Here is a 23,374-nt window from a genome sequence, read left to right on the forward strand (position 1 = left end):
CGGACCGGTGAGAATTTCTTAGCCACGGGCATTGTCAACGTCCGGTCACGATCAATTTTCGGCCGATGATTCTGCAGCTCAAGGTGTATTTTTGAAAATCCTCCGCGAATTACAACAAATCGATAACGGTCCCTGTCTTAACGTCACCTGAGACGCCCGCGACGCGTGTGAATTGGTCCCGAAAGAATGGAAATTCTGGGTTAACTGTCTCGGTACACTGAATGTCACGCGACGCCACCTGGCGTCACATGAACGCTCAACACGAAACTCGGCCTGATGAAGGCTGTCGGAGGAACGAGATCATGGCAAACACGTCAGCGGTGGCCGAACGGGTTGCTGCAGCACACTCCCTGTGGCTGTCGACGCTGCCCACGATCAAGCGCGCACCGACCGGTGATCTGCTTCCGGCGCTGCTCGACGAGGTCGGGCTCGAGCCCATGACCGCCCCCATCGTCAGCGCCGCGGGCACTGTCGCCGCCACGCACGGCCCGATCAGCGATATGGCGGTCAGCCCGGATGGCCGGCGCCTGGTCGTCGCGCACTACGGTGCCGACGCCGTGTCGATCATCGACACCGCCACGATGACGGTGACCGCGACGGTCGCCGGTATCGCCGAGCCCTACTCGGTGGTGGTCGCCGACCGTGCCTACGTCACCTCGGCCTCGACCGAAGAGGTGCCTACGTCACCTCGGCCTCGACCGAAGAGGACGCGATCGTCGCGGTCGACACCGCCACCGCCGTTCCCTTCGCCGCCAAGAACATGGAACTGGCCGCTCGCGGCCTGGCCGTGAGCCCTGCCGGTGACACCCTCTACGTCGCGCGCATCGGTGACGACCGCGCCGACGTCGCCGTCGTCGACGTCGAATCCGGTGCCCTTCGCGCCGTCGCGGTCTCGGCGGTGTCCGGTGCCTCGGTCGAAGCGCTGCGCCTCAGCGCCGACGGCACCCGGCTGTTCGTCGCGCTGACCACCGCCTCGGGCGGCAGCCTCGTCGTCATCGACACCACCCGCTGCGTGGTGCTGCGCACCGTCGCCCTGGCCGGGTCGATCGGCGAGATCGCCGCACATCCCAACGGCCGCAAGGTGTTCGCCACCGGCTGGGACGTGGAGCTGGGCAGCGTCATCACGGTGATCGACGTGGCCAGTGCCCGGGTGATCGACACCATCGGCGTGCGGGGGATCCCGACCTCGCTGGTGCTCGGCCATGACGGCGACCTGGCGTACTTCGTCGACCGCGACGAGATCGCCGTGATGTGCACCGCCACCCACGAGATCGTCGACCACATCACCGTCGGCGGTGCGCTGGCCTGCCTGGCTGCCGGACCGCGCGGCCGGCTCTACGCCGCCGACTACAGCGGCGCGATCACCGCGCTGCAGGTCGGCGCCGCCAGCGATCTGGCGCTGCTGGCTTCCTAGCCCCGGCCGCTGCAGTCCAGCGAGACCGAGATGGTCTGGCTGGTCACGACCGGCACGAGCACATTGCCGTTGTTTCGGCCAAGGGTCGGCCCGACGTACGGCACCCACTGGGTGACCGTTTGCGGGTTGCGGACGCTGGTCACGACGCACTGCGACAACGGAGCGGTACCGATCCGGTCGATGTTGACGGTGTAGCCCTGCTGCTGCAACTGATTGATCGTCTGCTGTGCCGAGGTGTCGTCCGCCCATGCGGTGGCGGCGGGTCCGGCGACGATTGCGCCCGCTGCCGCGGCCGCGGCGAGCATCCATGTAGTGCGCATTCGCGCATCCTCCTTCTGACGACCCCCAATGATCCTCTTCTTGTATCGCCGCTGCCGACCGAAATGTTGCAGCGCGTTTAGCGGCCTCGAGGCGGGGAAGCCAGGCGATGGTGGCCGCGGTCGACGAGGACCGCGGCAACCGCCACAGCAAGCAGAGGACCGCGGCAACCGCCACAGCAAGCACATCCGTCACAACGGGAGGGCCCCATGGCAGACAACAACAGTGGACCGCAAGAGGGCATCAAGGGTGTCGTCGAAGACGTCAAAGGCAAGGCCAAGGAAGCCGTGGGAACGGTGACCGGCCGCGACGACCTCACCGAGGAGGGCAAGGCCCAGCAGGACAAGGCCGAGGCCCAGCGTGACGCCGCAGCCAAGGAAGCCGAGGCCGAGAAGGCCCGTGGTGAGGCGAAAGCTGAAGAACAGCGCCAGAAGTCTCACCAGTAGAAACGCGATGACGGGCCCGGCCGTGTTCGGCCGGGCCCGTCGTCATCCGCTCATCATCGCCGTGGGGCGTACATGATCAGCCCGACACCGACCAGACACACCGCCGAACCGATCACGTCCCAGCGGTCCGGCCGGAAGCCGTCGGCAGCCATCCCCCACAGCAGCGAGCCCGCGACGAACACGCCGCCGTAGGCGGCCAGGATCCGGCCGAAGTTCGCCTCCGGCTGCAACGTGGCCACGAAGCCGTAGGCACCCAGGGCGATGACGCCGAAGCCAGCCCACAACCAGCCGCGGTGCTCCCGCACGCCCTGCCAGACCAGCCACGCCCCGCCGATCTCGAGCAGTGCCGCGGCGACGAACAGGACGATCGACTTGGTGACGGTCATGACTCAGGATCGCACCGTCGGCGGCCGACATCTCGGGGGAACCGAGGATGGTCAGGTCTGCGCGACGATAGGTTAGGCGTCATGCACAGCACCATGCAGCAGTTCTCATTGACCGTCGGCGCCATCCTCCGCTACGCCGTCACCGTGCACGGCGATCGGACCGTGACGACCGCGACCGGTGACGGCGGCTACCGGCACGCGACCTACCGGGAAGTCGGTGCCCAGGCCGCCCGGCTGGCCAATGCGCTGCGCCGTCTCGGTGTCGAGGGTGACGACCGGGTGGCCACTTTCATGTGGAACAACCAGGAGCATCTGGAGGCCTACGTCGCGGTGCCCTCGATGGGTGCGGTGTTGCACACGCTGAACATCCGGTTGTTCCCCGAGCAGATCGAGTTCGTGGCCTACGAGGCCGAGGACAAGGTCGTGATCGCCGACCTGTCCCTGGCGCCCATCCTGGCCCCGGTGCTGCCGAGGATGGAGACCGTGCACACCGTGATCGCGGTCGGGGAGGGCGATCTGGAACCCTTCGAGCGGTCCGGCAAGAAGGTGGTGCGCTACGAAGACGTGACAGCCGCCGAATCCGACGAGTTCGACTGGCCTGATGTCGACGAGAACTCAGCTGCTGCAATGTGTTACACCAGCGGCACCACCGGCCATCCCAAGGGTGTGGTCTACGGCCACCGGTCGAGCTACCTGCATTCGATGGCGGTGTGCAGCGGCAACGGAATGGGACTGAGCTTCTCGGACAAGGCATTCCCGATCGTGCCGATGTTCCACGCCAACGCCTGGGGCCTGCCGTACGCGGCGCTGATGGCCGGCGCCGACATCGTGCTGCCGGACCGGTTCATGGACGCCAAGTCCTTGGTGAACCTCATCGAGACGCAGCGGCCCACCGTCGCCGGCGCGGTGCCCACGATCTGGAATGACGTGATGAACTACCTGGATCGCGAAGCCGGGCATGACATTTCGTCGCTGCGACTGGTCGCCTGCGGCGGTTCAGCGGTGCCGGTTTCGCTGATGAAGACCTTCGAGAGTAACTACGGTGTGCAGATCCGCCAGCTGTGGGGGATGACCGAGACTTCGCCGATGGCCACCCTGGCCTGGCCGGCGCCCAACACCCCGGCCGACAAGCACTGGGAGGTCCGCGGAACCCAGGGCCGGCCGATGTGCGGTGTCGAGGCCCGCATCGTCGACGACGAAGGTAACGCCCTGCCCCACGACGGCGAGGCCGTCGGCGAACTCGAGGTCCGAGGGCCGTGGATTACCGGCTCGTACTACCGCAACACCGACGAGTCGAAGTTCCAGTCCGGCTGGCTGCGCACTGGTGACGTCGGCCGCATCGACGAGCAGGGCTACATCACGCTGACCGACCGCGCCAAGGACGTCATCAAGTCCGGCGGTGAATGGATCTCCTCAGTGGAATTGGAGAACCATCTGATCGGCCACCCCGCGGTGCGCGAAGCCGCGGTGGTCGGCGTGCCCGACGACCGCTGGCAGGAACGCCCACTGGCCGCCGTGGTGCTCCAAGAGGACGCCGAGGCCACCCCGGAGGAACTGCGGGAATACCTGGCGGACAAGGTGGTTCGGTGGTGGCTGCCCGAGCGGTGGACCTTCGTCGACGAGATCCCGCGCACCAGCGTGGGCAAGTACGACAAGAAGACCATCCGCTCCCGGCACGCTGACGGTGCCTACAAGGTCGTCACGCTCTAACGCGGGCCATAGCGCTTGCGGAACTTCTCCACCTGGCCCGCGGCGTCCATGATGCGTTGCTTGCCGGTCCAGAACGGGTGCGAGGCGGCGCTGACCTCAACCGGCACCAAGGGGTAGGTGCGCACCCCGTCGGGGGTCTCGATATCGATGGTTCGGGTGCTGGTGACCGTCGAGCGGGTCAGGAACGTCGCACCGGTGGTGGTGTCCTGGAAGACCACCGGGTGGTAGTCGGGATGGATATCAGGCTTCATGATTCGCTTCCGTGTTGGGTACCGGGGGTGGACAGTTCGCTGTGTTCGGCGGGCTCGCCGCACGGGTCTTCATGCCAGTCGCCGAACGGATCCGCAAGGCCGGCCCAGCTGCCGGGGTCAGCCAGCTCCGCGTCGGTGAGCAGTGCACCCTGCAGTGCCGCGGTGATCTCCGCCGGGTCGGCTCCGCAGGCCAGGATCGCCAGGCTTGAGTGGCGATCGCCGTGCTGGTGATCCCAGATCATTCCGGCTAACGCCCGGCGCTCCTTCTCGACGTAGGCGAGCTCTGAGTCATCCATCGCTGCAAGCCATTTCCCGCCCGAGCTGACCCGAAGGCCGCCGCCCGCGGATTCCAGATACATCATCTGCTCAGGCTGGCCGGCCAACCACAGCCGACCCCGGGTGCGTACGACGCCGCCGAGCACCACGTCGAGCGCGTCGTGCAGGCGGCCCGGGTGGAATGGCCGGGCCGCGCTGAACTCGATGATGCGGACCTCGTCGTCGGCCTCCAGCGGTGGTTGTCCGGCCAGCAGCGGGCCCCAGGGGTCGTCGCTGCGTCCGCGGCGTGCGGTCGGTTCGAGATTGGCCACCGCGTCTTCGAGGTGGTCCTCGCAGCGGACGATCCAGGCGCGCGGTGCCAGCCGGCGCAGCACCGCGAGGCCGGTCGGGTCAAGTTCGGGGGCCACCACGATGTCGGCGAACTCGGCCTGGCCGACCACCACCTGGGCGACCGTGCGGCCGTCGTCCAGTTCGTCGTCCCCCAACGCGTGCTGCAGCCACTCGGGACCGTCGAGACCTGTGATGACACCGCCGATCTCGACATCGCGAGCGGCAGGTCCGTCGGTGTAGCCGGGACCGACGTGCACCCGGACGTGGTGGATGGCCCAGCAGATCGGTTCGGGCTCCAGCCAGGGCGCGAGGTGGACGACAATCCGGTCGACGTCATCGCGGCGATGCAGCCGGCGCAGTAGGACCAGCAGGTCGTCGCGGATGGTGCAGGAGACGCAGCCGTGGGACAACTCCAGGGCAGAGTCCGAGGTGGTCAGGATCTCGTGGTGGCGCACGGTGAGCAGCCGGTGCACGACGTGGCCGTCGAATCGGTGCCGTACCACCAGGGTTCGCTCGTGTCTCAACAGGATTCTGGCGATGGCATCGGTGTCTCCCTGCCCGGCGACCAGCAGTACCGGTGTCCGCACTACACCCTCCCTGTTGAAAACAGTTTTCATTAAGGTTGTTCTCACGGTACAGTGCGGACAGGCGCTTGTCGAAAATGATTTCCACTAGCAGGAGGGCTCGGCATGCCGGTTGGCCACGCATTCACTCTTGTCGTGTGTTCCGAATGCGGAGCAGAGCAACGAAATTCGGTGATCGACCGGCTCAGCGAAGTTGTTCGGAGGTGTCCGCACGGCATGCTTGTGGCGGCCGACTGTCTCCTGCGCTCGGGCTGGTGCGCGAACCGGCAGGGCGATGGCGTCATGCTGCTGCTGCAGCCGTGCGCCCTCGACCGGTCCGCGATCGGCCCGGGCCGATGGGTGGGCCCGGTCGTCGACGACGTCGACCTGGACCGGGTATGTGACTGGATCGCCGAGGGCCGGTGGGAGGCCGGCCCCTTGCTAGCCGATCAGCGGTCGGCGCGCTGGTAGGCGGTGACCACGGCGGCCCCGCCCAGGCCGATGTTGTGCTGCAGGGCGGCGGTGACGTTGTCCACCTGTCGCTTGTCGGCGGTGCCGCGCAGCTGCCAGGTGAGCTCGCTGCACTGGGCTAGGCCAGTGGCACCCAGCGGATGGCCCTTGGAGATCAGGCCGCCGGACGGGTTGACCACCCAGCGACCGCCGTAGGTGGTGTCGTTGTCGTCGATCAGCTTGGGTGCCTCACCGGTGCCGCACAGCCCCAAGGCTTCATACAGCAGCAGTTCGTTGGCCGAGAAGCAGTCATGCAATTCGATGACCTGGAAGTCCTCCGGGCCCAGCCCGCTCTGCTCGTAGACCTGCCGCGCCGCTTGGACATTCATGTCGTAGCCGATGATGTTCTTGGCCGAGCCGTCGAAAGTCGAGGCGAAGTCGGTGGTCATGGCCTGGCCAACGATCTCCACGGCCTGGCCGGCCAGGTTGTGGTCGTCGACGAACTGCTCCGAGGCCAGCACCACCGCACCCGAGCCGTCCGAGGTCGGCGAGCACTGCAGCTTGGTCAGCGGATCGGAGATCATCTTCGCCGCCAGGATGTCGTCCAGGCTGTACTCGTCCTGGAACTGGGCGTACGGGTTGTTCACCGAATGCTTGTGGTTCTTGTAGCCGATCTTGGCGAAATGCTCTGCGGTGGCGCCGTATTCACGTATGTACTCGCGGCCGGCCGCGCCGAACATCCACGGCGCGACGGGGAAGGCGAACTCGTCGATCTCGGCCAGTGCCTTGACGTGGCGGCCCAGTGGGGTCTCGCGGTCGGTGGCGCCGCCGCCCAGTGAACCCGGCTGCATCTTCTCGAACCCGAGGGCGAGCACGCAGTCCGAGAGCCCGCCGCGGATCGCCTGCGCGCCGAGGAACAGTGCAGTGGATCCCGTCGAGCAGTTGTTGTTGACGTTGACGATCGGGATGCCCGTCATACCCAGTTCGTAGAGGGCGCGCTGGCCGGAGGTGGAGTCACCCGAGCAGTAGCCGACGAAGCCCTGCTCGATCAGGCTGTAGTCCACGCCGGCGTCCTCGAGTGCCTTGGTTCCCGACTCGCGCGCCATGTCCGGGTAGTCCCAGCCTTCACGACTTCCGGGCTTCTCGAACTTCGTCATCCCGACTCCGACGACGAACACCTTGTTTCCGGCTTTGCCCATGGTGTCAAACCTTTCCGTCCACGCTGACTTACCTGCAACCTACTCCCCGGCGAGCAGACGCGAATTCGCACTCCGGGACGCGGAGTTGTGCGAGTTTGCGTCTGCTCGCGGGCAGGTCGTGTAGATGTAGTTGTAACACGTTCTAGTTTTCGGAGGTGGCGCTCATGGCGTTGCGAGTCGTCCAATGGGCAACCGGGTCGGTCGGGGTCGCGGCGATCAAGGGTGTGCTCGAACACCCCGAACTGGAACTCGTCGGCTGCTGGGTGCACTCGGCGGACAAGGCAGGCAAGGACGTCGGGGAGATCATCGGCACCGACCCCCTCGGGGTGACCGCCACCGGCAGCATCGACGACATCCTGGCGCTGGACGCCGACGCGGTGATCTACGCACCGCTGCTGCCCAATGTCGACGAGGTGACCGCGCTGCTGCGCTCGGGCAAGAACGTCGTCAGCCCGCTGGGCTGGTTCTATCCCACCGAGTCCGAGGCCGCGCCGCTGGAGGCCGCCGCGCGCGAGGGCAACGTCACCTTGCACGGCGCCGGGATCGGGCCGGGTGCGGCCACCGAACTGTTTCCGCTGCTGCTGTCGGTGATGTCCACCGGCGTGACGTTCGTGCGTGCCGAGGAGTACTCCGATCTGCGCACCTACGGCGCCCCCGACGTGCTGCGACACGTGATGGGATTCGGCGGCACTCCCGAGAGCGCGTTGAGCGGGCCGATGCAGAAGCTGCTCAACGGCGGGTTCTTCCAGTCGGTCCGGTTGATCGTCGACCGGCTGGGATTCGCCGCCGAACCGATGATCCGTACCCAGCAGGAGATCGCCGTGGCGACCGCACCGATCGACAGCCCGCTGGGCGTCATCGAACCGGGGCAGGTAGCGGGCCGCCGGTTCCACTGGGACGCGGTGGTGACCAACACCGTCGTCGTGCGGATCACCGTCAACTGGCTCATGGGAGAGGAAAACCTCGATCCGGCATGGTCTTTCGGCCCGGCCGGTGAGCGCTACGAGATGGAGGTGCGGGGCAACCCCAACACCTTCGTCACCGTGAAGGGCTGGCAGCCCGAGTCGGTCGAGGAAGGCCTGCAGAGCAACCCGGGTGTGGTGGCCACGGCGGCGCACTGCGTCAACTCCATCCCGGCGACCTGCGCGGCCGAACCGGGCATCGCCGGGTTCTTCGACCTGCCGCCGATCACCGGCCGGGCGGCCCCGTACCTGAGCCGCTGAGTCGGCCTACCATCGGGCTCATGGCCCAACCTGTCGTCGTCGAACAATCCCGGGCGATCCCCGTCGCGCCGGCCGACGCCTTCGCCAAAACCCTGCCGATCCCGCTGCCGGTGCTGTTCTCGCACTGGTACGGGCCCATTCCGCCGATCAAGGCCGTGTACGGCCAGGACGGCGACTGGGCCACCGTCGGCCAGACCCGCGACGTCGCCCTGGTGGGCGGGGGCGGGATGCGGGAAACCCTGACCAGCGTCGACCCGCCGCAGTCATTCGGCTACACGCTCGCCGATGTTCGCGGCGCGATGGCGCCGTTGATCGACCACGTCGAGGGCGTATGGATCTTCACCCCGCACGGCACCGGCACCAACGTGACGTGGCGCTGGACGTTGCATCCGCGCTCGGCCCTGAGCGCGCGGGCACTGCCGGTGTTCGCCCGGATCTGGCGCGGGTACGCCAAGCAGGCGCTGGAGACCCTGTCCGATCAGCTGCTGCGCTGAGCGTCCGCGGTCAGTGCGGTTCGAGCACCGCCTGCGGCCCACGCAGCATCAGTTGCCGGCCGATGATGATGCGCTGGATCTCGCTGGCGCCTTCCCAGATCCGCTCCACGCGTAGCTCCCGGAACATCCGCTCGGCGACGTTCTCGCGCATGTAGCCGCGACCGCCGAAGATCTGCACCGCGCGGTCGGCGACCCGCCCGGCCATCTCCGAGCAGTACAGCTTGGCCATCGAGGCCTGACCGTGCAGGGCCTTGCGGTCCAGGCCGGCGTCGATACCGCGGGCCACCTCGTAGAGCAGGCTGCGCGCGGCGAACAATTCGGTGGCGCTGTCGGCCAGCATGCCGGCCACCAGCTGATGCTCACCGAGCGGTTTGCCGTCGACGATCCGGTCCTTCGCGAACGCGGTGACCTCGTCGACCAGCCGCTGGGCCGCACCCACGCAGCGCGACGCCACCATGATCCGCTCGAAGCGGAACCAGTCCTGGGTGAACAGCATGCCCTCGCCCTCGGCGCCGACCAGATGGCTGACCGGCACCCGCACGTCGGTGAACGACACGATGGGGTGCTCGTCCGGGATGTTGTGCGAATAGTGCGGTGTGCGAACGACTTCCACGCCGGGCCAGGGTATGTCCACCACCAGCAGCACATGGTCGCCCTGGTGCGGGCCGTCGGTGAGCACGGCCTGCACGAAGCAGTAGTCGGCCAGGTTGTAGGACGTGACGTGCCACTTGACGCCGTTGATCACGTACTCGTCGCCCTCGCGCCGGGCTGTGGTCTCCAGCGCGGAGACGTCCGAGCCGGCGAACTCCTCGGTGATGGCGTAGGCCTCGTGCTTCTCGCCGCGCACCGCCGGATACAGCCAGCGCTCCTTCTGATAGTCGGTGGCCACCTCGGCCCACCACTGCGGGGGAGTGTGCGCCACCCAGGCGATCGCATTGGTCACCTTGCCCACCTGCTCCTGCACCAGAACCTGTTGCAGCGCGGTGAATCCCGGGCCGCCGACCGATGTCGGCATGTTGGTGGCGTAGAGCCCGAGCTCGATCGCGCGGGCGTGGTGGGCGGCGGTGATCTCCTTGGGCAACTGGCCGCCGGCCGCCTCGGCTTCGGCCTCGTAGGGGATCAGGGATTCGACGAACTCGCGGGCGGTATCCCGGATCCGTAGGTCTTCGGCTGACAACCCGTACATTCGGTCTGCTCTCCGCTCGTTCCACCTATTGACTGAGCGTTCAGTCTATGTCACGGTCTTGAGGTATGACCAGCAGTCAAAGTGCGGACGTCGTTGTGGTCGGTGGCGGCACCGTCGGCGCGTGGACGGCGGTTCAGCTCGCCGAACGCGGCGCCGGCCGGGTCGTCCTGCTCGAGATGCAGACCCTCGGTGACGGCGCGAGCAGCCGTGCCTCCGGCATGGTGCGCGCCCAGGGCGGTACCGAAACCGCCATCAAACTGGGGCTTCGCAGCCAGTCGTTCTACGCCACCAGCGGTGAGCGGTTCCCGCTGGACTGCGGGTTCGTCCGGCAGGGCTACCTGATGCCGTGCTTCACCGAAGCTGAAGTGGCCCAGGCCCACGAGCGGATCGCCCTGCAGCGTCAGCTCGGTCTGGACGTCGAATGGCTCTCGTCGGCCGACATCGACAGCCGGGATACCGGGATGGCGCCGGGATCGAGCCTGGGTGGCTCGTATGCACCGGGCGACGGGTACATCAACGCACCCCGCAACGTGCTGGCCTACACCGCAGCGCTGACCGCCCACAACGTCGTCGTGCGAGAACACACCACCTTCACCGGGTTGCGCGTGAGCGGCGGACGGGTGACCGGTGTCGACACCTCGGCCGGTCTGATCGACACGCCGCGGGTGGTGCTGACCGGCGGGCCGCACCTCGGCGAGGTCGGGGTGCGCGCGGGCGGCCGGATCCCGGCCGGTGGTACCCGCCACCAGGTGGTGGTCACCGAACCGCTGCGTGACGCCAACATCGACGACCTCCCGATGGTGTTCGACGTCAGCGAGGGAATCTATTGGCGGCCGGGCGAATTCGGTGGCGTGCTGTGGGGGATGAGCAACCCCGAGGAGGCGCCGGGTGTGGCCCTCGAGTTCGACTGGGCCTACTACGAGAAGGCCAAGGCCCGCATCGAGGAATTGTTCCCGCCGGTGCGCGGGCTGGGTCTGCGCCGCACCTGGGCCGCGACCATCGACTACACCAATGACCACCTGCCGATCGTCGGTCCGCTGCTCACCGACGACGGCCCGGTGGACGGCACCGTGGTGGCCAGCCCGGCCGGCCACGGAATGATGTGGGGCCCAGCGGTTGCCGAGGTGGCAGCTGATCTGACGCTCACCGGTGAATGCACGTGGCTCGACCTCACCGACCTGGGCCTGGACCGGTTCGACGCCGACGGGAACAGCCGGGTGGCGCCCGAACCGATCTCCCTGCCCTTCCCCGAACACGCCTGACAACGAAAGGTTTTCCTTCTCATGACCGCTGCTGTGCTCACCGCTGTCCTCGCCAACGCCGCCGACGCCGAACTGGAGGACTGGGGTCCGCTGGACGAGGCCACCGACCATCCGATGGCCACCCACGGCCTGGAGGTCTGGGCCGACGGCGACAAGTCCGGTGGCATCTGGCAGTGCGAGCCGGGTCCGTCGCACTGGACGCTGGAGACCAACGAGGTGATCTACGTGGTGTCGGGCCGGATGACCGTGACCCCGGACGGCGGCGAGCCCAGCGAGGTCAACGCCGGTGATCTGGCCGTCTTCCCGCTGGGCTGGACCGGCACCTGGGTGATCCACGAGACCCTGCGCAAGGCCTACGCGATCTTCTGATCAGGCTCCTCGGCCGCCGAGCGTCACGTCAGCGTGACGGTCGGCGGCCTTTGTCACTCTGGGGTGACGCTCGGCGAGGGGATGACGAGCGCGTCGACGGCGACCGCGCCGGACGGTGAGGCGATCACCGGGTTGGCCTCCACGGCGTCGAGATGATCACCCAATTCGATTGCCAATTGCGAGAATCCGACCACCGCGTCGGCCAGCGCGTCGATGTCGACCGGCGGGGCACCCCGCCAGCCGGCCAGCAGCGGCGCGGTGCGCAGCGAGCGCAGCAGGGCGGTGGCCGACTCCCGGGTAACCGGCGGCAGGGCCACCGCCCGGTCGGCCAGTAGTTCGACCAGCGTGCCGCCGGCCGCCACGATCACCAGCGGACCGAAATTGGCATCGCGGACGACACCCACCGAGATCTCCACCCCGGCCGGCGCCATCGCGTCGACGCTGACGGCCGGGGTGGAGATCTCGGTGGGTGTCGTCCGCGATGCCAATTTCCGCCTGATGCAGGGCCTCCGGGGTGCCCAGATTCAGCACCACGCCGCCGACATCGCTCTTGTGCGCGGCGCCAAGGGTTTTCAGCGCCACCGGGTAGCCGACGGCCTCGGCGGCAGCCAGCACGGAGTCCACGTCGTCGGCCGCGCGGGACCGGGCCACCGGGATGCCGTAGTCGGCGAGCAGGTCGAAGGCCGTCGGCGCGTCCCAGCCGGGTTGTGCCAGCCGCGCCAGCCACCGGTCGCGCCGCTGCGCGTCGACGGGAGCCTCGGCCGGCAGCAGGGTGGGCGGCCAGGACGCCAGGTGACCGAGTGCGGCGATGCCGCTGCGGGCGTTCTCCAGCACCGGAATACGGTTGCTGCGCAACCGCTCCGCGGTGGGTCGGTCGATCGCCGAGCCGACCGAGGCCAGCACTGCCAGCGGTGCATCGTTGGTCGTGGCAATGTCGAGCATCGCATCGGCGTAGGCGGTGTCGCCGTCGTACTCGGTGACCAGGTCGATGGCCAACGCGGTGACCGCGACACCCGGATCGTCGACCATGGCCCTCAAACAGCCGCCGAACAGTTCGAAGGTGTCGGCACCGGTGCCCCACACGTCGAGCGGGTTGGTGGCCTCCAGGCCCTCGTCGAGCAGGCCTTCGATGGCGGCCAGCGTCGGTGCGGCCAGGTCGGTGAACTCCACGCCGACGTCGTGGGCCACGTCCACGCACAGCGCCCGCTCGGCACCCGAATCGTGCACCGTCGCGATCCCGCGGGCCCCGGCGCGGGGCCGGCGGCCAGCCTCGAAAAGTTCGATGGTGTCGGTGAATTCGGCGATATCGTTGACCCGGATCGCGCCGGTATCGTCGCAGAACGCCTGCCAGCCCGCGGCATCCCCGGCCAGCGCCCCGGAATGCGCGGCCACCATGGCGCGGCCGCGCGGCGAGTGCCCGACCGGCAGGATGACCACCGGGATGTTGCGTTCGGCGGCGCGGCGAAGATTCGTCCGCAGCCGGCCCACCGCGCGCGGCGTCTCCAGCAGCAGGGCGATCAGCGAGGTCTGCGGATCATCGAGGATGTACTCGACATAGTCGGCGGTGGTGGTCACCAGCTCCTGACCGGAGGACACCGCCAGCCGGAAGCCGAACCCGCGCCGGGCCCGCAGGATGGTCGAGAAGGCCGACCCGGAATGGGTGACCAGGGAAACCCCACCCGCCGGAAGCGGATCGGGCTCCAGATAACCCAGCGCCCGCAGCCCGGTCGCGTTGTTCACGAATCCCATGCACCCGCCGCCGCAGACCGCCATCCCGGCCTCGGTGGCCGTGGCGGCGACCTCCCGGCGCAGCTGCGCGCCATGGGCGGAGCCGAAGATAACCGCCGAGCGCGCGCCGGCGGCCGCAGCCGCTTTCACCTGATCGAGCAGCGCCGCATCCGGCACCCCCAGAAGCACCAGGTCCACCGGCTCGTCGAGCGCGGCCAGCGAAGGGACACAGGGGATCCCGTCGATACTGTCGTAACGCGGGTTGACCAGATGCATGCGCGCCGAACTACGCCGCGCCTCGATGATCATCCGTTCGCCGAAGCTGCCCGGGCGGGGACTGGCACCCACCAGCGCCACCGACCGGGCATCGAGCATGGCGGCAACGGACATGGTCTGACTCAGGAGGCCCGGCCGATCTTCGGGAAGACCCGGCGCTCGGCGCGCTTCTTGTCAGCCAGCGCCGCCCGCACCGCCTGCCAGCCCGGGATACCGCATACGCCGCCACCGGCGTGGGTGGCCGAGCTGCCGTTGTACAGACCGGCGATCGGGGTGCGGTAGTCGGCGAAGCCAGGGGAGGGGCGCATGTGGAACAGCTGCTCCAGCGACAGCTCGCCGTGGAAGATGTTGCCGCCGATCAACCCGTACTCGACCTCCATCTCGTGCGGGCCGACGATGTCGCGGTACATGATCGAACCCTTGAAGCCGGGGGCCACCTGGTCGTAGAGGTCGATCAGCCGGTCGGTGTAGGCCTCGAGTTCCTCGGTGTGCGGCTCGTTAGCCCACTCCGCGGGCACCCACTGGGTGAACAGCGACATGATGTGCGTGCCATCGGGATTCAGGGTCTTGTCCAGCGTCGTCGGGATGACGCCGTCGCTGAACGGGGCCAGCGCCGGGCGGCCCGCGCGGGCATCCTGGAAGGCCGCCTCGATGTAGTCGATGGTCGGGGCCATCTCCACCGAACCGGTGTGGTGCTCGGCCAGACCGCTGCTCGGGTCGGCGGTGAAGTTCGGCAACTCGGCCAGCGCCAGGTTGATCTTCACCACGCCGCTGCGGGTCTTCCAGTGCTCGATGTCGTGGACGAAGTCGGTGGGCAGTTCGCCGCGCGGGGTCTGGTCCAGGAACGCCGTCTTGGGATGCAGGGTGGTGACCACCAGCGGGGCACGCAGCTCCTCACCGTTCTCCAGCGCCACACCTTCGATACGGCCGTTGCGCACCAGCATCTTCGACACGCGCGCGTTGGTGCGGATCTCGGCGCCGAAGCTGCGCGCCGAGCGGGCGATGGCCTCCGAGACGCCACCCATGCCGCCTTCGGGGTAGCCCCAGCTGCCCAGCTGGCCGTCGCCGACGTCACCGATCGAGTGGTGCGCCATCACGTAGGCGGTGCCCGGCTCACACGGGCCGGCCCACGTTCCGATCACACCGTTGACCGCCAACGCGCCTTTGATTTGGGGAGATTCAAACCAGTCGTCGAGCAGATCGGAGATGCTCATCGTCAGCAGGCGGGTGATGTCACCGGTCTTGCGGACGGTCAGCCCGCGCTGGCTCCACGCCAGCTTGGCCAGCTCCAGCAGATCCGACGGCTTGCGCGACCCGATGCTCGGCGGCACCTGGGTCAGCAGCGGGCCCATCACGTCGGCGATGCCCTCGAGCCAGGCGTTCCACTTCGGCCAGGCGTCGGCGTCCTTCTTCGACCACTTGGCGATCTGCTCGTAGGTGCGGGCCGGGTCGTCCTCGTAGATGGTCAGCGAGCCGCCCTCGGGAAATGCCTGGTAGTAGGGCCCCATCGGGTGCACCTTGTAGCCGTGGCGCTCCAGCGAGAGGTCCCGCACGATCGTCGGCGGCATCAGGCTCATGACGTAGGACAGCCGGGTCACCCGCAGGTGCGGGGCGTCCTCCCACGGCGCCTCGGTGGTGGCCGCGCCGCCCAGGGCGCTGCGGGCCTCCAGCACGACGGTCTTGGCGCCCGAGCGCGCAAGGTAGGCGGCCGAAACCAGCCCGTTGTGTCCGCCGCCGATGACGATGGCGTCGTAGGTGTTCGACATGGCGCCCCACTTTCATTCGCCCGATGGGCATCTTTGACTGACTGTTCAATCTAACCAAGTGTTAAGCTTTGGACAAGTGCCAATGCCGGTACTGCCGATGGGAGTTGATAGATGGCCGAACCCGCGCCCGCGACCGAGAACAACGAGGGTCGCCGGATCCAGATGCTGCGCGCCGCAGCGGAGCTCATTTGTGAACGCGGGTTCGCCGAAACCCGGATCTCCGACGTCGCCAAGCGCGCCGGGGTGAGTTCGGCATTGGTGATCTACTACTTCGGCACCCGCGACCGGCTCCTGGTGGATGCGCTGCGCTACTCGGAGGAGTCGTTCTACGAGGCGGCCGAGCAGATGCTCGCCGAGATTCCGTCGCTGCGTGAGCGGTTGTCGCTGCTGACCCAGTGGACGTGTGTCCCCAACGCCGACAACGAGATTCCGGGCGCCTGGGGCCTGTGGTTCGACCTGTGGGCGCAGGCCTTCCGGCACGACGAGGTCAAAGCCGGCCGGGTGGAACTCGATGCCCGGTGGCGCCGGATGATCGTCGACGCCGTGGAATCCGACGAACTGGGCGCCGAGGTCGACGCGCGGATGTTCGCCCTGGAGTTCTCGGCCCTGCTCGACGGGCTGTCCATCCAGGTGGCCCTGGAGGATCCCGAAGTGGACTCGAAGGTGGCCTACGACATCGCCATGCGCTTCGCCGAGCGCGAGCTGAACCTGCCCGCCGAGACCAAGCGTCCGGTGGCGGCGGGCAAGCGCCGCCGCTGAGCTACACGCTCAGCGACTCCACCGGATCGGACACCAGCTCCGCTGCCGGGTCCACCACCAGGGTGGCCGCGCTACGGGTCAGCACCCGCACCGCATCGGACGTGCACACGCAGCTCACCGGCATACCCGGCGCATAGCCCACCGACTGCGGCCCGAACTGGTTGGGCACATCGACGATCAGCGCCGAGGGCGCCCCGACATGGACATGCACCTGAGTGGTGGCGCCGTGGTAGACCACCTCGGCGACGGTGCCGCTGATGGCATTGTGCCCGGTGGGTACCGGCGCGCCCGGATCGGCCAGCGTGATGCGCTCGGGGCGGATGACGATGGCCGCCGGCCCCGGCGAACAGGCATCGTCGACGGCCGCACCCAGGCGGGTGCCCAGCGCTGAGCACACCGCGGTGCCGCCGCCGCACTCCAGCACGTCGGCGTCGAAAATGTTTGCCGCACCGAGGAATCCGGCCACATAGGTGGTGGCGGGGGCAGAATAGATCTCCTGCGGCGGACCGACCTGTTCGACCCGGCCCTCGGCCAGCACGGCGATCTGATCGCTCATCGTCAGCGCCTCGTCCTGGTCGTGCGTGACGTAGACGAAGGTGATCTCGACCTCGCGCTGTACCGAGCGCAGCTCGAGCTGAAGTTGCTTGCGCAACTTGGCATCCAGGGCGCCCAGCGGTTCGTCGAGCAAGAGCACCCGCGGCTGCAGCACCAGCGCCCTGGCCAGTGCGACGCGCTGCTGCTGGCCACCGGAGAGTTGGGTGGGCTTGCGCTTGGCGAACTGGTTCATCCGGACCATCTCCAGCGCCTCACCCACCCGGCGCCGCGTCTCGTCCTTGGACACCTTCTGGTAGCGCAGCCCGAACGCCACGTTCTCGGCGACCGTCATGAACGGGAACAACGCGTAGGTCTGGAACACGGTGTTGACCGGTCGTTTGTGCGGGGGATCGGCCACCACGTCACGGCCGTCGAGTTCGATGCGCCCCGAATCGGGTTTCTCGAAGCCGGCGATCATCCGCAGCGTGGTGGTCTTGCCGCAGCCGGATGCGCCCAGCAGCGAATAGAACTGGCCGGCCGGGATGTCCAGGTCGATACCGGTGACGGCGGGCACGCCGTCGAAAGCCTTGGCCAGCTGGTGCAGCCGGATCGCGCCGCCGGTCATCGGTGGCCGCCCGGACAGCAGCCGCTCAGCCCGCCACCGCCTTGGCCAGCCGGGCGAAGTTTGCGGCGAAGCGGTCGACATCGGCCTCGTCGTGCTGGACAGACAGCAACCATTGCTCCACCTTGCCCCAGGGCGGCAGGAAGACGCCGCCGTTGTGTTGCATGAGCCAGTGCAGATGGCCCAGGCGGTCGTCGATCTGCAGGAAATCCCGGAACTCGCGCACCGGTTCGCGCTTGAACGTCACACAGCCCTTGGCCCCGACGCTGACCACATGCCAACCGTAGCCGTAATCGGCGATCGTCGCGTCCAAAGCGTCGCGCAATCGGGTCGCCAGGCCGTTCATCCGCCGGTAGGCGTCGGCCGTGAGGACCTCCGAGAGGGTGGCCCGGGTGGCCGCCATCGACAGCGGGTTGCCGTTGAAGGTGCCGACCTGCTCGTAGCGTCCTTCGGCGATCGCCGACATCACTCCGGTGGTGCCGCCGATCGCGGCGACCGAGATGCCACCGCCCAAAGCCTTTGCCAGACAGACCATGTCAGGCACCACGCCGGAGATCGCGGTGACTCCGCCGGGTCCGGTGGTGAAGCCGGTCTTGACCTCGTCGTAGATCAGCAGCGCGCCCTCGGCATGGAGCAGGTCGCGGATGGCGGCCAGATAGCCCTCGGCGGGCGGAATGATGCCGGCATTCATCATCACCGGCTCGACGATCATCGCCGCGATCTGACCGCGGTGCTCGGCCAGTGCGCGGGCCACCGCTTCGGGATCGTTGAACGGCACCACGACCACCAGGTCGCGGATCGCCGCGGGGATACCGCTGTTGCCCGGCACCCCGGTCGGGTGATCGCGCGGGCCGACCTCGTCGGCCTCGGGCAGCACCGACACCTCGACCGAGTCGTGGTGGCCGTGATAGCAGCCCTCGACCTTGATGATCAGGTCGCGCCCGGTCACCGACCGTGCCAGGTGCACCGCGTCCATGGTGGCCTCGGTGCCGGAGTTGGCGAAGCGCCACAGCGGCAGGTCGAACCGGCGCGCCAGCTCACCGGCGATCCAGATGGCGTCCTCGGTGGGCTGGGCGAAGTGTGTGCCGCGCCGGACCTGCCTGCTCACCGCCTCGACGATGGCGGGATGGGCGTGACCGGCGATCGACGCGCCGTAGCCGCCATGCATATCGACGTACTCGGTGCCGTCGACGTCGTAGACCTTGGAGCCCGCGCCGTGGCTCATCCACACCGCCTGCGGCTGGGCGATCTGCCAGTTGGATGTGGCGCCCCCAGCGAGATGTTCGCGCGCTCTTGCGATCATCTCGGTGCTGCGCGGCTGGCGCGCCAGGAACACCCTCTCCTCATCGGCGATCAGATGGTCCACCGAGTCTGCCACCGGGCTCTCGATGATCGACGAAGCCACGGGATAACCTCCGCTCGATTGCTGCGCGGACCTGCGAAAAAGCGCCGCGCCAGCTATTGACTGAGCGTTCAGTCTATGTCAGAGTCCAAGGTGCGACAAGACTCAAAAACTCACGGAGGTGCGGATGACTGTTCCCAATCGACCCGGTCCGAACCGCCGTCAATTCTTGACCAGGGCCGCGCTACTGGCCGCGGGCACTCCAGCGCTGGTGGCTTTCCTTGACGCGTGTTCCAAAGGCGGACAAACGAGTTCGGCTCCGAGCCTGAAGATCGCCTCACCGTCCAACCCGGTCACCTGGGACATCCCCGCCGACAACAAGGCCATCGCCGATGGGCTGGGCCCGGAGAAGGGTGGCACCCTCCAGCTCTACAGCTACGCCGACTACATGGCGCCCGAAGCGGTGAAATCCTTCGAGGATAAGTACGGCGTCAAAGTGCAGATCTCGACGTTCAACGACACCGACGAGGCGCTGACCAAGATCCGTGGCGGCAACGTCGACTACGACATCTTCTTCCCGAGCTACGACCAGATCGGCCGGCTGGTCACCGGTGGGCTGGTGCGCCCGCTCAACCACAGCTACATCCCGAACATCAAGAACGTCTGGCCGTTCTTCGCCAACCCCTGGTACGACGGGGAGTGGCGCTACAGCGTGCCCTACACCGTGTACACCACCGGCCTGGGCTGGCGCACCGACCAGGTGCCCGCCGATATCGGCGCGCTGAAGAATCCCTATGAGTCGCTGTGGGATCCGGCCTACAAGAACAAGACCGCCGTGATCGACGACTGGCATACCGCGATGGCGATGGTGCTGCTCAAACTCGGCATCACCGACGTCAACACGTCCTCGGCCGACGACCTCAAGAAGGTCGGCGACGCGCTGACCGAACTCGTGTCGGCCACCTCGCCCAAGGTCACCATCACCATGTACAACGATCTGCCCGCCGGGCAGATCAGCCTGTCCCAGATGTGGTCCGGCGACATCATCAACGCCCAGAGCTACCTGCCCGAGGGCGTCAGCGCCGACATCCTGCGCTACTGGTTCCCTGCGGACGGCAAGGGTCTGGTGGACAATGACCTCATGGTGTCGCTGCGCGCGGGAAAGAACCCTGTGCTGGCGCACCTGTTCATCAACCACATGCTCGAGCCCGACGTGGCCAAGCAGAACTTCTCGGCGATCGGTTATCAGCCGCCGCAGGTGTCGATCAACCCCGACAGCCTGGTGGCCGACGGCTTCATCCCGGAGAATCTGCGCAGCGCCATCGTCAAGCCCGAGTACTTCGACGTCGGCTACCGGATCCTCGAGCTCGATCCGGCCAATGACGCTGCGTGGCACAATGTTTGGCGCACCTTCAAGGCCGGGGGATCCTGACCCCGGTGACGGTGACCGAGGCGCCGCCGCAGCCGGCGAAGACCTCTGGGCGCACCCGGACCAACCCGCTGTGGCCTGCCCTGGCCATGCCGGGCGTGCTGTGGCTGCTGCTGTTCTTCCTGGCACCGATGTACGTGGTGCTGGCGATCGTCTTCGGCCAGGTCGATCCGATCTTCCGCACGCCGGTTCCGGTGTGGAACCCGCTGCAGTGGGACCCGACGCAGTTCACCTACGTCCTGTCCCGGATCGGACCGAGCGGGGCGTACGGTCCCGCTCTGATCCGCACCGCGATCTACGTCGTCATCGCCAGCGTGCTGTGCCTGCTGATCGCCTTCCCGGTGGCCTACTACGTGGCCCGGCTGTCCGGGCGGTGGGCCGGCATCCTGCTGGCCGCGCTGATCGCACCGTTCTGGATCAGTTACATGATGCGAATGTTGGCCTGGGTCAACCTGCTTCAGGATGACGGCCTGGTGAACCGGATCGCCAGTATGGGCGGTTTGTTCGACGTACACGTGCACTGGCTGACCGGCCAGCCGGTAGTGGTGGTGCTGGGATTGGTGTACGGCTATGTGCCGTACATGATCCTGCCGCTGTACGCCGGGCTGGACCGGCTGCCGCAGGCCACGCTGGAGGCCGCCCGCGATCTGGGGGCCAACCGGGTGGGATCGTTCTGGCGGGTGACGCTGCCGATGTGCCGGACCACCATCGTGGCTGCCGTGCTGCTGACCTGCCTGCCGATGCTGGGTGATTACTTCACCTCCGACATGCTGTCGGCATCGCCGAAAACCGCGATGGTGGGCAACCTGATCAACGACAGTGTGCAATCGCCGGGGCAGACCGGGCAGGCCGGTGCGTTCGTGATGCTGGTGCTGCTGGCCACCGTGCTGCCGATGTTCTACTACGTGCGGGTCACCGCGCGCGGAGACGAGGTGTCCACATGAGAGGCCCGGTGGCGTGGTGGAACGACCCGTGGCGCCCGCCGCGGATCCTGGTGGCCGTCACCGTCGGCTATCTGCTGTGGTCGCTGCTACCCGTGCTGATCGCGGTGATCTTCTCGTTCAACGACGGCAAGTCGCGAACGAACTGGCAGGGCTTCTCTTTTCGGTGGTACTGGGGTGACCAGACGCGGTCGGTCTGGCATGACGCCACGCTACACCAGGCGCTGCTGCAGACGCTGAAACTGGGCGTGATCGCCACGCTGATCACCGTGCCGCTCGGGGTGCTGTTCGCGATCGGGATCGACCGCTGGCGGGGCCGGCTGCCTGCCGGCGCCAACATGCTGATGCTGGTGTCGTTCGTGATCCCCGAGGTGCTGCTGGCGGTGGCGCTGCTGTTCGCCATCACCTCGCTGGCGCTACCGATCACGCTGGGCACCTCGGCGCAGGTGGTCGGTCTGATCACCTTCCAGATCGCCTACCCGGCGGTGCTGGTGCGCGCGCGGCTGGCCACTATCGGCAACCAATATGAGGAAGCCGCAATGGATTTGGGGGCATCGCCGATGCAGGCGCTGCGCCGGGTCACCGTACCCATGCTGTTCCCGGCGATCTTCGCCAGCACAGTGCTGGTGTTCGCCGACGTGATCGACAACTTCGTCCTGGTGCGTTACCTGTCCGGGAACTCCTCGACCGAGCCGGTATCGGTGAAGATCTACAACACCGCCCGCGCCGCCCCGACGCCCGCGCTGAACGCCCTGGCCACCCTGCTGCTGGTGTTCGCGCTGCTGGCCGTCACCGTCGGATACCTGCTGTACCGGAGGATGACTCGCGGCGATGCCACCACCGGCAAGGGCATTGCGGCCTTCGCCGGCGAGGCCTGAGTCTTCGCGCATCTCTGGACCGGAACCGCTCGACCGACTAGTCTGACTGTATGTTCAAACAGTTCCAGCCCGCCCCGGTTCCCGCCGATGATCTGGCCGCCGCCCTCGCCCCGTTCGGGCAGTCGCGGATGCTGCCGCGGGAGGCCTACGTGGATCCGGCCGTCTTCGAGTGGGAGAAGGAGCACATCTTCTCGGGCTGGCACTGTGTGGGCCACGCCAGCGACCTCGAGGGCGTCGGCGCGCAGAAGGCCGTGGGCTCCGGCAAGAACAGCATCCTGCTGGTGCGCGGCGAGGACGGCGCCGTGCGCGCGTTCGCCAATGTGTGCCGGCATCGCGGCCACGAGATGCTGGCTTGCGGGACCACCGCCAAGCGGCGCGGCATCGTCTGCCCGTACCACTCGTGGTCCTACAAGCTCTCCGGTGAACTGCGCAATGCGCCCGGCTTCGACGATGCCGACGGATTCGCTTTCGACGCAAACCAATTCGGGCTCACCGAACTGCGGCTGGTGAACTGGCACGGCTACCTGTTCGTCGACCCCAGCGGGCAGGACATCGCCTTCGAGGAGCATGTCGCCGGCCTGGAGGACATCATCGGCCCCTACCGGCCCGAGGACCTGACCGTGGTGGACCGGCACTCCTACGTGCTGGAGACCAACTGGAAGGTGATCGTCGAGAACTACCAGGAGTGCTACCACTGCTCGACGATCCACCCGGAACTGTCCCGGATCTCACCGCCCACCAGTGGGGAGAACATCGACTTGCCCGGTGACTGGATGGGTGGCTGGATGTCGATCATCGACGGCGCCCAAACCATGTCGCTGAGCGGGGCCAGCGGTGGGGTGGCGATCAAGGGTCTGTCCGAGCAGGAACTGCGCAGCGTCATGTACCTGGTGGGCTTTCCGAACCTGCTCGTCAGCCTGCACCCCGACTACGTCATGACCCACGTGATGACGCCGCTGGGCGTGGACCGCACCCACGTCGAGTGCGCCTGGGCGTTTCCGAGGGAGGCGCTGGAGGCGCCGGACTTCGACCCGTCCTACGCCGTGGACTTCTGGGACCTGACCAACCGTCAGGACTGGGGCGCCTGCGAATCGGTGCAGCGCGGCCTGAGCTCGCCGCACTCCCGGCCCGGCCCGCTGGCCCCCGACGAGGACGGCGTCTACCAGTTCGTCACCCGCGTCGCGCGGGCCTACTCGGGCCAGCGCTGACAGCGGCCTGGCAC

General features: G+C 67.6%; 24 protein-coding genes and 1 pseudogene. 14 read left to right on the forward strand and 11 right to left on the reverse strand.

Going from position 1 to position 23,374, the window contains the following annotated elements:
- Window positions 1–302 precede the first annotated feature (302 nt).
- The gene (locus BN3385_RS29330; RefSeq protein WP_197415208.1) at window positions 303–791 is read left to right on the forward strand and encodes a YncE family protein; all 489 of its coding nucleotides are present in this window, start codon (window positions 303–305) and stop codon (window positions 789–791) included.
- Window positions 761–1,414: a YncE family protein gene (locus BN3385_RS12760; protein ID WP_059017112.1), complete on the forward strand. Its 654-nt coding sequence runs from the start codon at window positions 761–763 to the stop codon at window positions 1,412–1,414. The genes BN3385_RS29330 and BN3385_RS12760 overlap by 31 nt, the downstream gene beginning before the upstream one ends.
- On the opposite strand, the gene BN3385_RS12765 is transcribed toward BN3385_RS12760, so the two are convergent.
- Window positions 1,411–1,734, reverse strand: a complete 324-nt coding sequence (locus tag BN3385_RS12765; protein ID WP_059017113.1) for a hypothetical protein — start codon at window positions 1,732–1,734, stop codon at window positions 1,411–1,413. The two genes, BN3385_RS12760 and BN3385_RS12765, sit on opposite strands and share 4 nt — an antisense overlap.
- 207 nt (window positions 1,735–1,941) lie before the next feature.
- Here BN3385_RS12765 and mbp1 point away from each other — a divergent pair, with 207 nt between their 5' ends.
- Window positions 1,942–2,178, forward strand: coding sequence for a microaggregate-binding protein 1 (mbp1, locus tag BN3385_RS12770; RefSeq protein WP_059017114.1), 237 nt, complete (start codon window positions 1,942–1,944; stop codon window positions 2,176–2,178).
- A 53-nt stretch (window positions 2,179–2,231) separates the two neighbouring features.
- On the opposite strand, the gene BN3385_RS12775 is transcribed toward mbp1, so the two are convergent.
- Window positions 2,232–2,564: a YnfA family protein gene (locus BN3385_RS12775; RefSeq protein ID WP_059017115.1), complete on the reverse strand. Its 333-nt coding sequence runs from the start codon at window positions 2,562–2,564 to the stop codon at window positions 2,232–2,234.
- An 81-nt stretch (window positions 2,565–2,645) separates the two neighbouring features.
- On the opposite strand from BN3385_RS12775, the gene BN3385_RS12780 reads away from it, so the two are divergent.
- Complete coding sequence (locus BN3385_RS12780) at window positions 2,646–4,274, forward strand: long-chain fatty acid--CoA ligase (protein ID WP_059017116.1); 1,629 nt, start codon at window positions 2,646–2,648, stop codon at window positions 4,272–4,274.
- Here BN3385_RS12780 and BN3385_RS12785 read toward each other — a convergent pair.
- Together BN3385_RS12785 and mrf are read right to left on the reverse strand one after the other, a co-directional pair.
- Window positions 4,271–4,525, reverse strand: a complete 255-nt coding sequence (locus BN3385_RS12785) for a type B 50S ribosomal protein L31 (RefSeq protein ID WP_059017117.1) — start codon at window positions 4,523–4,525, stop codon at window positions 4,271–4,273. The two genes, BN3385_RS12780 and BN3385_RS12785, sit on opposite strands and share 4 nt — an antisense overlap.
- A complete protein-coding gene (gene mrf, locus BN3385_RS12790) occupies window positions 4,522–5,718 on the reverse strand; it encodes a ribosome hibernation factor-recruiting GTPase MRF (protein WP_059017118.1) in 1,197 nt (398 codons plus the stop codon). The genes BN3385_RS12785 and mrf overlap by 4 nt, the downstream gene beginning before the upstream one ends.
- A gap of 213 nt (window positions 5,719–5,931) precedes the next feature.
- Between mrf and BN3385_RS12795 the strand changes: the two genes are divergently transcribed.
- Window positions 5,932–6,165 carry a hypothetical protein gene (locus BN3385_RS12795; protein ID WP_059017119.1) on the forward strand — a complete coding sequence of 78 codons (234 nt, stop codon included), beginning with the start codon at window positions 5,932–5,934 and terminating at the stop codon, window positions 6,163–6,165.
- Here the strand turns inward: BN3385_RS12795 and BN3385_RS12800 are convergent.
- Window positions 6,144–7,343 (reverse strand): lipid-transfer protein, encoded by a 1,200-nt coding sequence (locus BN3385_RS12800; protein ID WP_059017120.1) that lies wholly within the window; start codon window positions 7,341–7,343, stop codon window positions 6,144–6,146. The genes BN3385_RS12795 and BN3385_RS12800 overlap by 22 nt on opposite strands.
- A gap of 164 nt (window positions 7,344–7,507) precedes the next feature.
- Between BN3385_RS12800 and BN3385_RS12805 the strand changes: the two genes are divergently transcribed.
- The gene (locus tag BN3385_RS12805; protein WP_059021893.1) at window positions 7,508–8,566 is read left to right on the forward strand and encodes an NAD(P)H-dependent amine dehydrogenase family protein; all 1,059 of its coding nucleotides are present in this window, start codon (window positions 7,508–7,510) and stop codon (window positions 8,564–8,566) included.
- Window positions 8,567–8,586: 20 nt separating this feature from the next.
- Complete coding sequence (locus BN3385_RS12810; RefSeq protein ID WP_059017121.1) at window positions 8,587–9,060, forward strand: SRPBCC family protein; 474 nt, start codon at window positions 8,587–8,589, stop codon at window positions 9,058–9,060.
- A gap of 10 nt (window positions 9,061–9,070) precedes the next feature.
- On the opposite strand, the gene BN3385_RS12815 is transcribed toward BN3385_RS12810, so the two are convergent.
- The gene (locus BN3385_RS12815) at window positions 9,071–10,246 is read right to left on the reverse strand and encodes an acyl-CoA dehydrogenase family protein (protein WP_059017122.1); all 1,176 of its coding nucleotides are present in this window, start codon (window positions 10,244–10,246) and stop codon (window positions 9,071–9,073) included.
- A gap of 65 nt (window positions 10,247–10,311) precedes the next feature.
- On the opposite strand from BN3385_RS12815, the gene BN3385_RS12820 reads away from it, so the two are divergent.
- Together BN3385_RS12820 and BN3385_RS12825 are read left to right on the forward strand one after the other, a co-directional pair.
- Window positions 10,312–11,508 carry an NAD(P)/FAD-dependent oxidoreductase gene (locus BN3385_RS12820; protein WP_059017123.1) on the forward strand — a complete coding sequence of 399 codons (1,197 nt, stop codon included), beginning with the start codon at window positions 10,312–10,314 and terminating at the stop codon, window positions 11,506–11,508.
- A 21-nt stretch (window positions 11,509–11,529) separates the two neighbouring features.
- A complete protein-coding gene (locus BN3385_RS12825) occupies window positions 11,530–11,877 on the forward strand; it encodes a cupin domain-containing protein (RefSeq protein ID WP_059017124.1) in 348 nt (115 codons plus the stop codon).
- Between the two features lie 53 nt (window positions 11,878–11,930).
- On the opposite strand, the gene BN3385_RS29195 is transcribed toward BN3385_RS12825, so the two are convergent.
- The 3 genes and pseudogenes from BN3385_RS29195 to BN3385_RS12835 all read right to left on the reverse strand — a co-directional run bounded on the left by BN3385_RS29195 (window position 11,931) and on the right by BN3385_RS12835 (window position 15,647).
- On the reverse strand, window positions 11,931–12,308 hold the full coding sequence (locus BN3385_RS29195) for an acetate--CoA ligase family protein (protein WP_286141764.1): 378 nt from the start codon (window positions 12,306–12,308) through the stop codon (window positions 11,931–11,933).
- 91 nt (window positions 12,309–12,399) lie between these two features.
- Window positions 12,400–13,995 (reverse strand): annotated as a pseudogene (locus tag BN3385_RS12830) (CoA-binding protein); the annotation flags it as partial.
- 8 nt (window positions 13,996–14,003) lie between these two features.
- On the reverse strand, window positions 14,004–15,647 hold the full coding sequence (locus tag BN3385_RS12835; protein WP_059017125.1) for a phytoene desaturase family protein: 1,644 nt from the start codon (window positions 15,645–15,647) through the stop codon (window positions 14,004–14,006).
- Between the two features lie 111 nt (window positions 15,648–15,758).
- Between BN3385_RS12835 and BN3385_RS12840 the strand changes: the two genes are divergently transcribed.
- Window positions 15,759–16,406: a TetR/AcrR family transcriptional regulator gene (locus BN3385_RS12840; RefSeq protein ID WP_059017126.1), complete on the forward strand. Its 648-nt coding sequence runs from the start codon at window positions 15,759–15,761 to the stop codon at window positions 16,404–16,406.
- Between the two features lies 1 nt (window position 16,407).
- Here BN3385_RS12840 and BN3385_RS12845 read toward each other — a convergent pair whose 3' ends face one another.
- Window positions 16,408–17,565, reverse strand: coding sequence for an ABC transporter ATP-binding protein (locus BN3385_RS12845; protein ID WP_059017127.1), 1,158 nt, complete (start codon window positions 17,563–17,565; stop codon window positions 16,408–16,410).
- A gap of 25 nt (window positions 17,566–17,590) precedes the next feature.
- Window positions 17,591–18,967 (reverse strand): aspartate aminotransferase family protein, encoded by a 1,377-nt coding sequence (locus tag BN3385_RS12850; RefSeq protein WP_059017128.1) that lies wholly within the window; start codon window positions 18,965–18,967, stop codon window positions 17,591–17,593.
- Between the two features lie 166 nt (window positions 18,968–19,133).
- Between BN3385_RS12850 and BN3385_RS12855 the strand changes: the two genes are divergently transcribed.
- From BN3385_RS12855 to BN3385_RS12870, 4 genes are read left to right on the forward strand one after another with little or no spacing between them, the layout of a single operon-like run.
- Window positions 19,134–20,336 carry a polyamine ABC transporter substrate-binding protein gene (locus tag BN3385_RS12855; RefSeq protein WP_231748724.1) on the forward strand — a complete coding sequence of 401 codons (1,203 nt, stop codon included), beginning with the start codon at window positions 19,134–19,136 and terminating at the stop codon, window positions 20,334–20,336.
- Window positions 20,337–20,341: 5 nt separating this feature from the next.
- Entirely contained in the window at window positions 20,342–21,277 is a 936-nt protein-coding gene (locus BN3385_RS12860; RefSeq protein ID WP_059017130.1) for an ABC transporter permease, read from the forward strand.
- Window positions 21,274–22,152 carry an ABC transporter permease gene (locus BN3385_RS12865; protein ID WP_059017131.1) on the forward strand — a complete coding sequence of 293 codons (879 nt, stop codon included), beginning with the start codon at window positions 21,274–21,276 and terminating at the stop codon, window positions 22,150–22,152. Before BN3385_RS12860 ends, BN3385_RS12865 begins: the two co-directional genes overlap by 4 nt.
- 50 nt (window positions 22,153–22,202) lie before the next feature.
- Entirely contained in the window at window positions 22,203–23,360 is a 1,158-nt protein-coding gene (locus BN3385_RS12870; RefSeq protein WP_059017132.1) for an aromatic ring-hydroxylating oxygenase subunit alpha, read from the forward strand.
- The last annotated feature ends 14 nt before the right edge of the window (window positions 23,361–23,374 follow it).

The sequence above is a fragment of the Mycobacterium sp. M26 genome (assembly GCF_001494595.1).
In the GTDB taxonomy this organism is placed as follows: domain Bacteria; phylum Actinomycetota; class Actinomycetes; order Mycobacteriales; family Mycobacteriaceae; genus Mycobacterium.

Bases quoted from the DNA above. Each gene is read 5' to 3' on its own strand.
- BN3385_RS12795 (WP_059017119.1), top strand. From the start codon at position 5,932: ATGCTTGTGGCGGCCGACTGTCTCCTGCGCTCGGGCTGGTGCGCGAAC.
- BN3385_RS12820 (WP_059017123.1), top strand. From the start codon at position 10,312: ATGACCAGCAGTCAAAGTGCGGACGTCGTTGTGGTCGGTGGCGGCACC.
- BN3385_RS12780 (WP_059017116.1), top strand. From the start codon at position 2,646: ATGCACAGCACCATGCAGCAGTTCTCATTGACCGTCGGCGCCATCCTC.
- BN3385_RS29195 (WP_286141764.1), bottom strand. From the start codon at position 12,308: ATGGCGCCGGCCGGGGTGGAGATCTCGGTGGGTGTCGTCCGCGATGCC.
- BN3385_RS12760 (WP_059017112.1), top strand. From the start codon at position 761: ATGGAACTGGCCGCTCGCGGCCTGGCCGTGAGCCCTGCCGGTGACACC.
- BN3385_RS12785 (WP_059017117.1), bottom strand. From the start codon at position 4,525: ATGAAGCCTGATATCCATCCCGACTACCACCCGGTGGTCTTCCAGGAC.
- BN3385_RS12800 (WP_059017120.1), bottom strand. From the start codon at position 7,343: ATGGGCAAAGCCGGAAACAAGGTGTTCGTCGTCGGAGTCGGGATGACG.
- BN3385_RS29330 (WP_197415208.1), top strand. From the start codon at position 303: ATGGCAAACACGTCAGCGGTGGCCGAACGGGTTGCTGCAGCACACTCC.
- BN3385_RS12810 (WP_059017121.1), top strand. From the start codon at position 8,587: ATGGCCCAACCTGTCGTCGTCGAACAATCCCGGGCGATCCCCGTCGCG.
- BN3385_RS12805 (WP_059021893.1), top strand. From the start codon at position 7,508: ATGGCGTTGCGAGTCGTCCAATGGGCAACCGGGTCGGTCGGGGTCGCG.
- BN3385_RS12865 (WP_059017131.1), top strand. From the start codon at position 21,274: ATGAGAGGCCCGGTGGCGTGGTGGAACGACCCGTGGCGCCCGCCGCGG.
- mbp1 (WP_059017114.1), top strand. From the start codon at position 1,942: ATGGCAGACAACAACAGTGGACCGCAAGAGGGCATCAAGGGTGTCGTC.
- BN3385_RS12815 (WP_059017122.1), bottom strand. From the start codon at position 10,246: ATGTACGGGTTGTCAGCCGAAGACCTACGGATCCGGGATACCGCCCGC.
- BN3385_RS12870 (WP_059017132.1), top strand. From the start codon at position 22,203: ATGTTCAAACAGTTCCAGCCCGCCCCGGTTCCCGCCGATGATCTGGCC.
- BN3385_RS12835 (WP_059017125.1), bottom strand. From the start codon at position 15,647: ATGTCGAACACCTACGACGCCATCGTCATCGGCGGCGGACACAACGGG.
- BN3385_RS12775 (WP_059017115.1), bottom strand. From the start codon at position 2,564: ATGACCGTCACCAAGTCGATCGTCCTGTTCGTCGCCGCGGCACTGCTC.
- BN3385_RS12840 (WP_059017126.1), top strand. From the start codon at position 15,759: ATGGCCGAACCCGCGCCCGCGACCGAGAACAACGAGGGTCGCCGGATC.
- BN3385_RS12765 (WP_059017113.1), bottom strand. From the start codon at position 1,734: ATGCGCACTACATGGATGCTCGCCGCGGCCGCGGCAGCGGGCGCAATC.
- BN3385_RS12825 (WP_059017124.1), top strand. From the start codon at position 11,530: ATGACCGCTGCTGTGCTCACCGCTGTCCTCGCCAACGCCGCCGACGCC.
- BN3385_RS12845 (WP_059017127.1), bottom strand. From the start codon at position 17,565: ATGACCGGCGGCGCGATCCGGCTGCACCAGCTGGCCAAGGCTTTCGAC.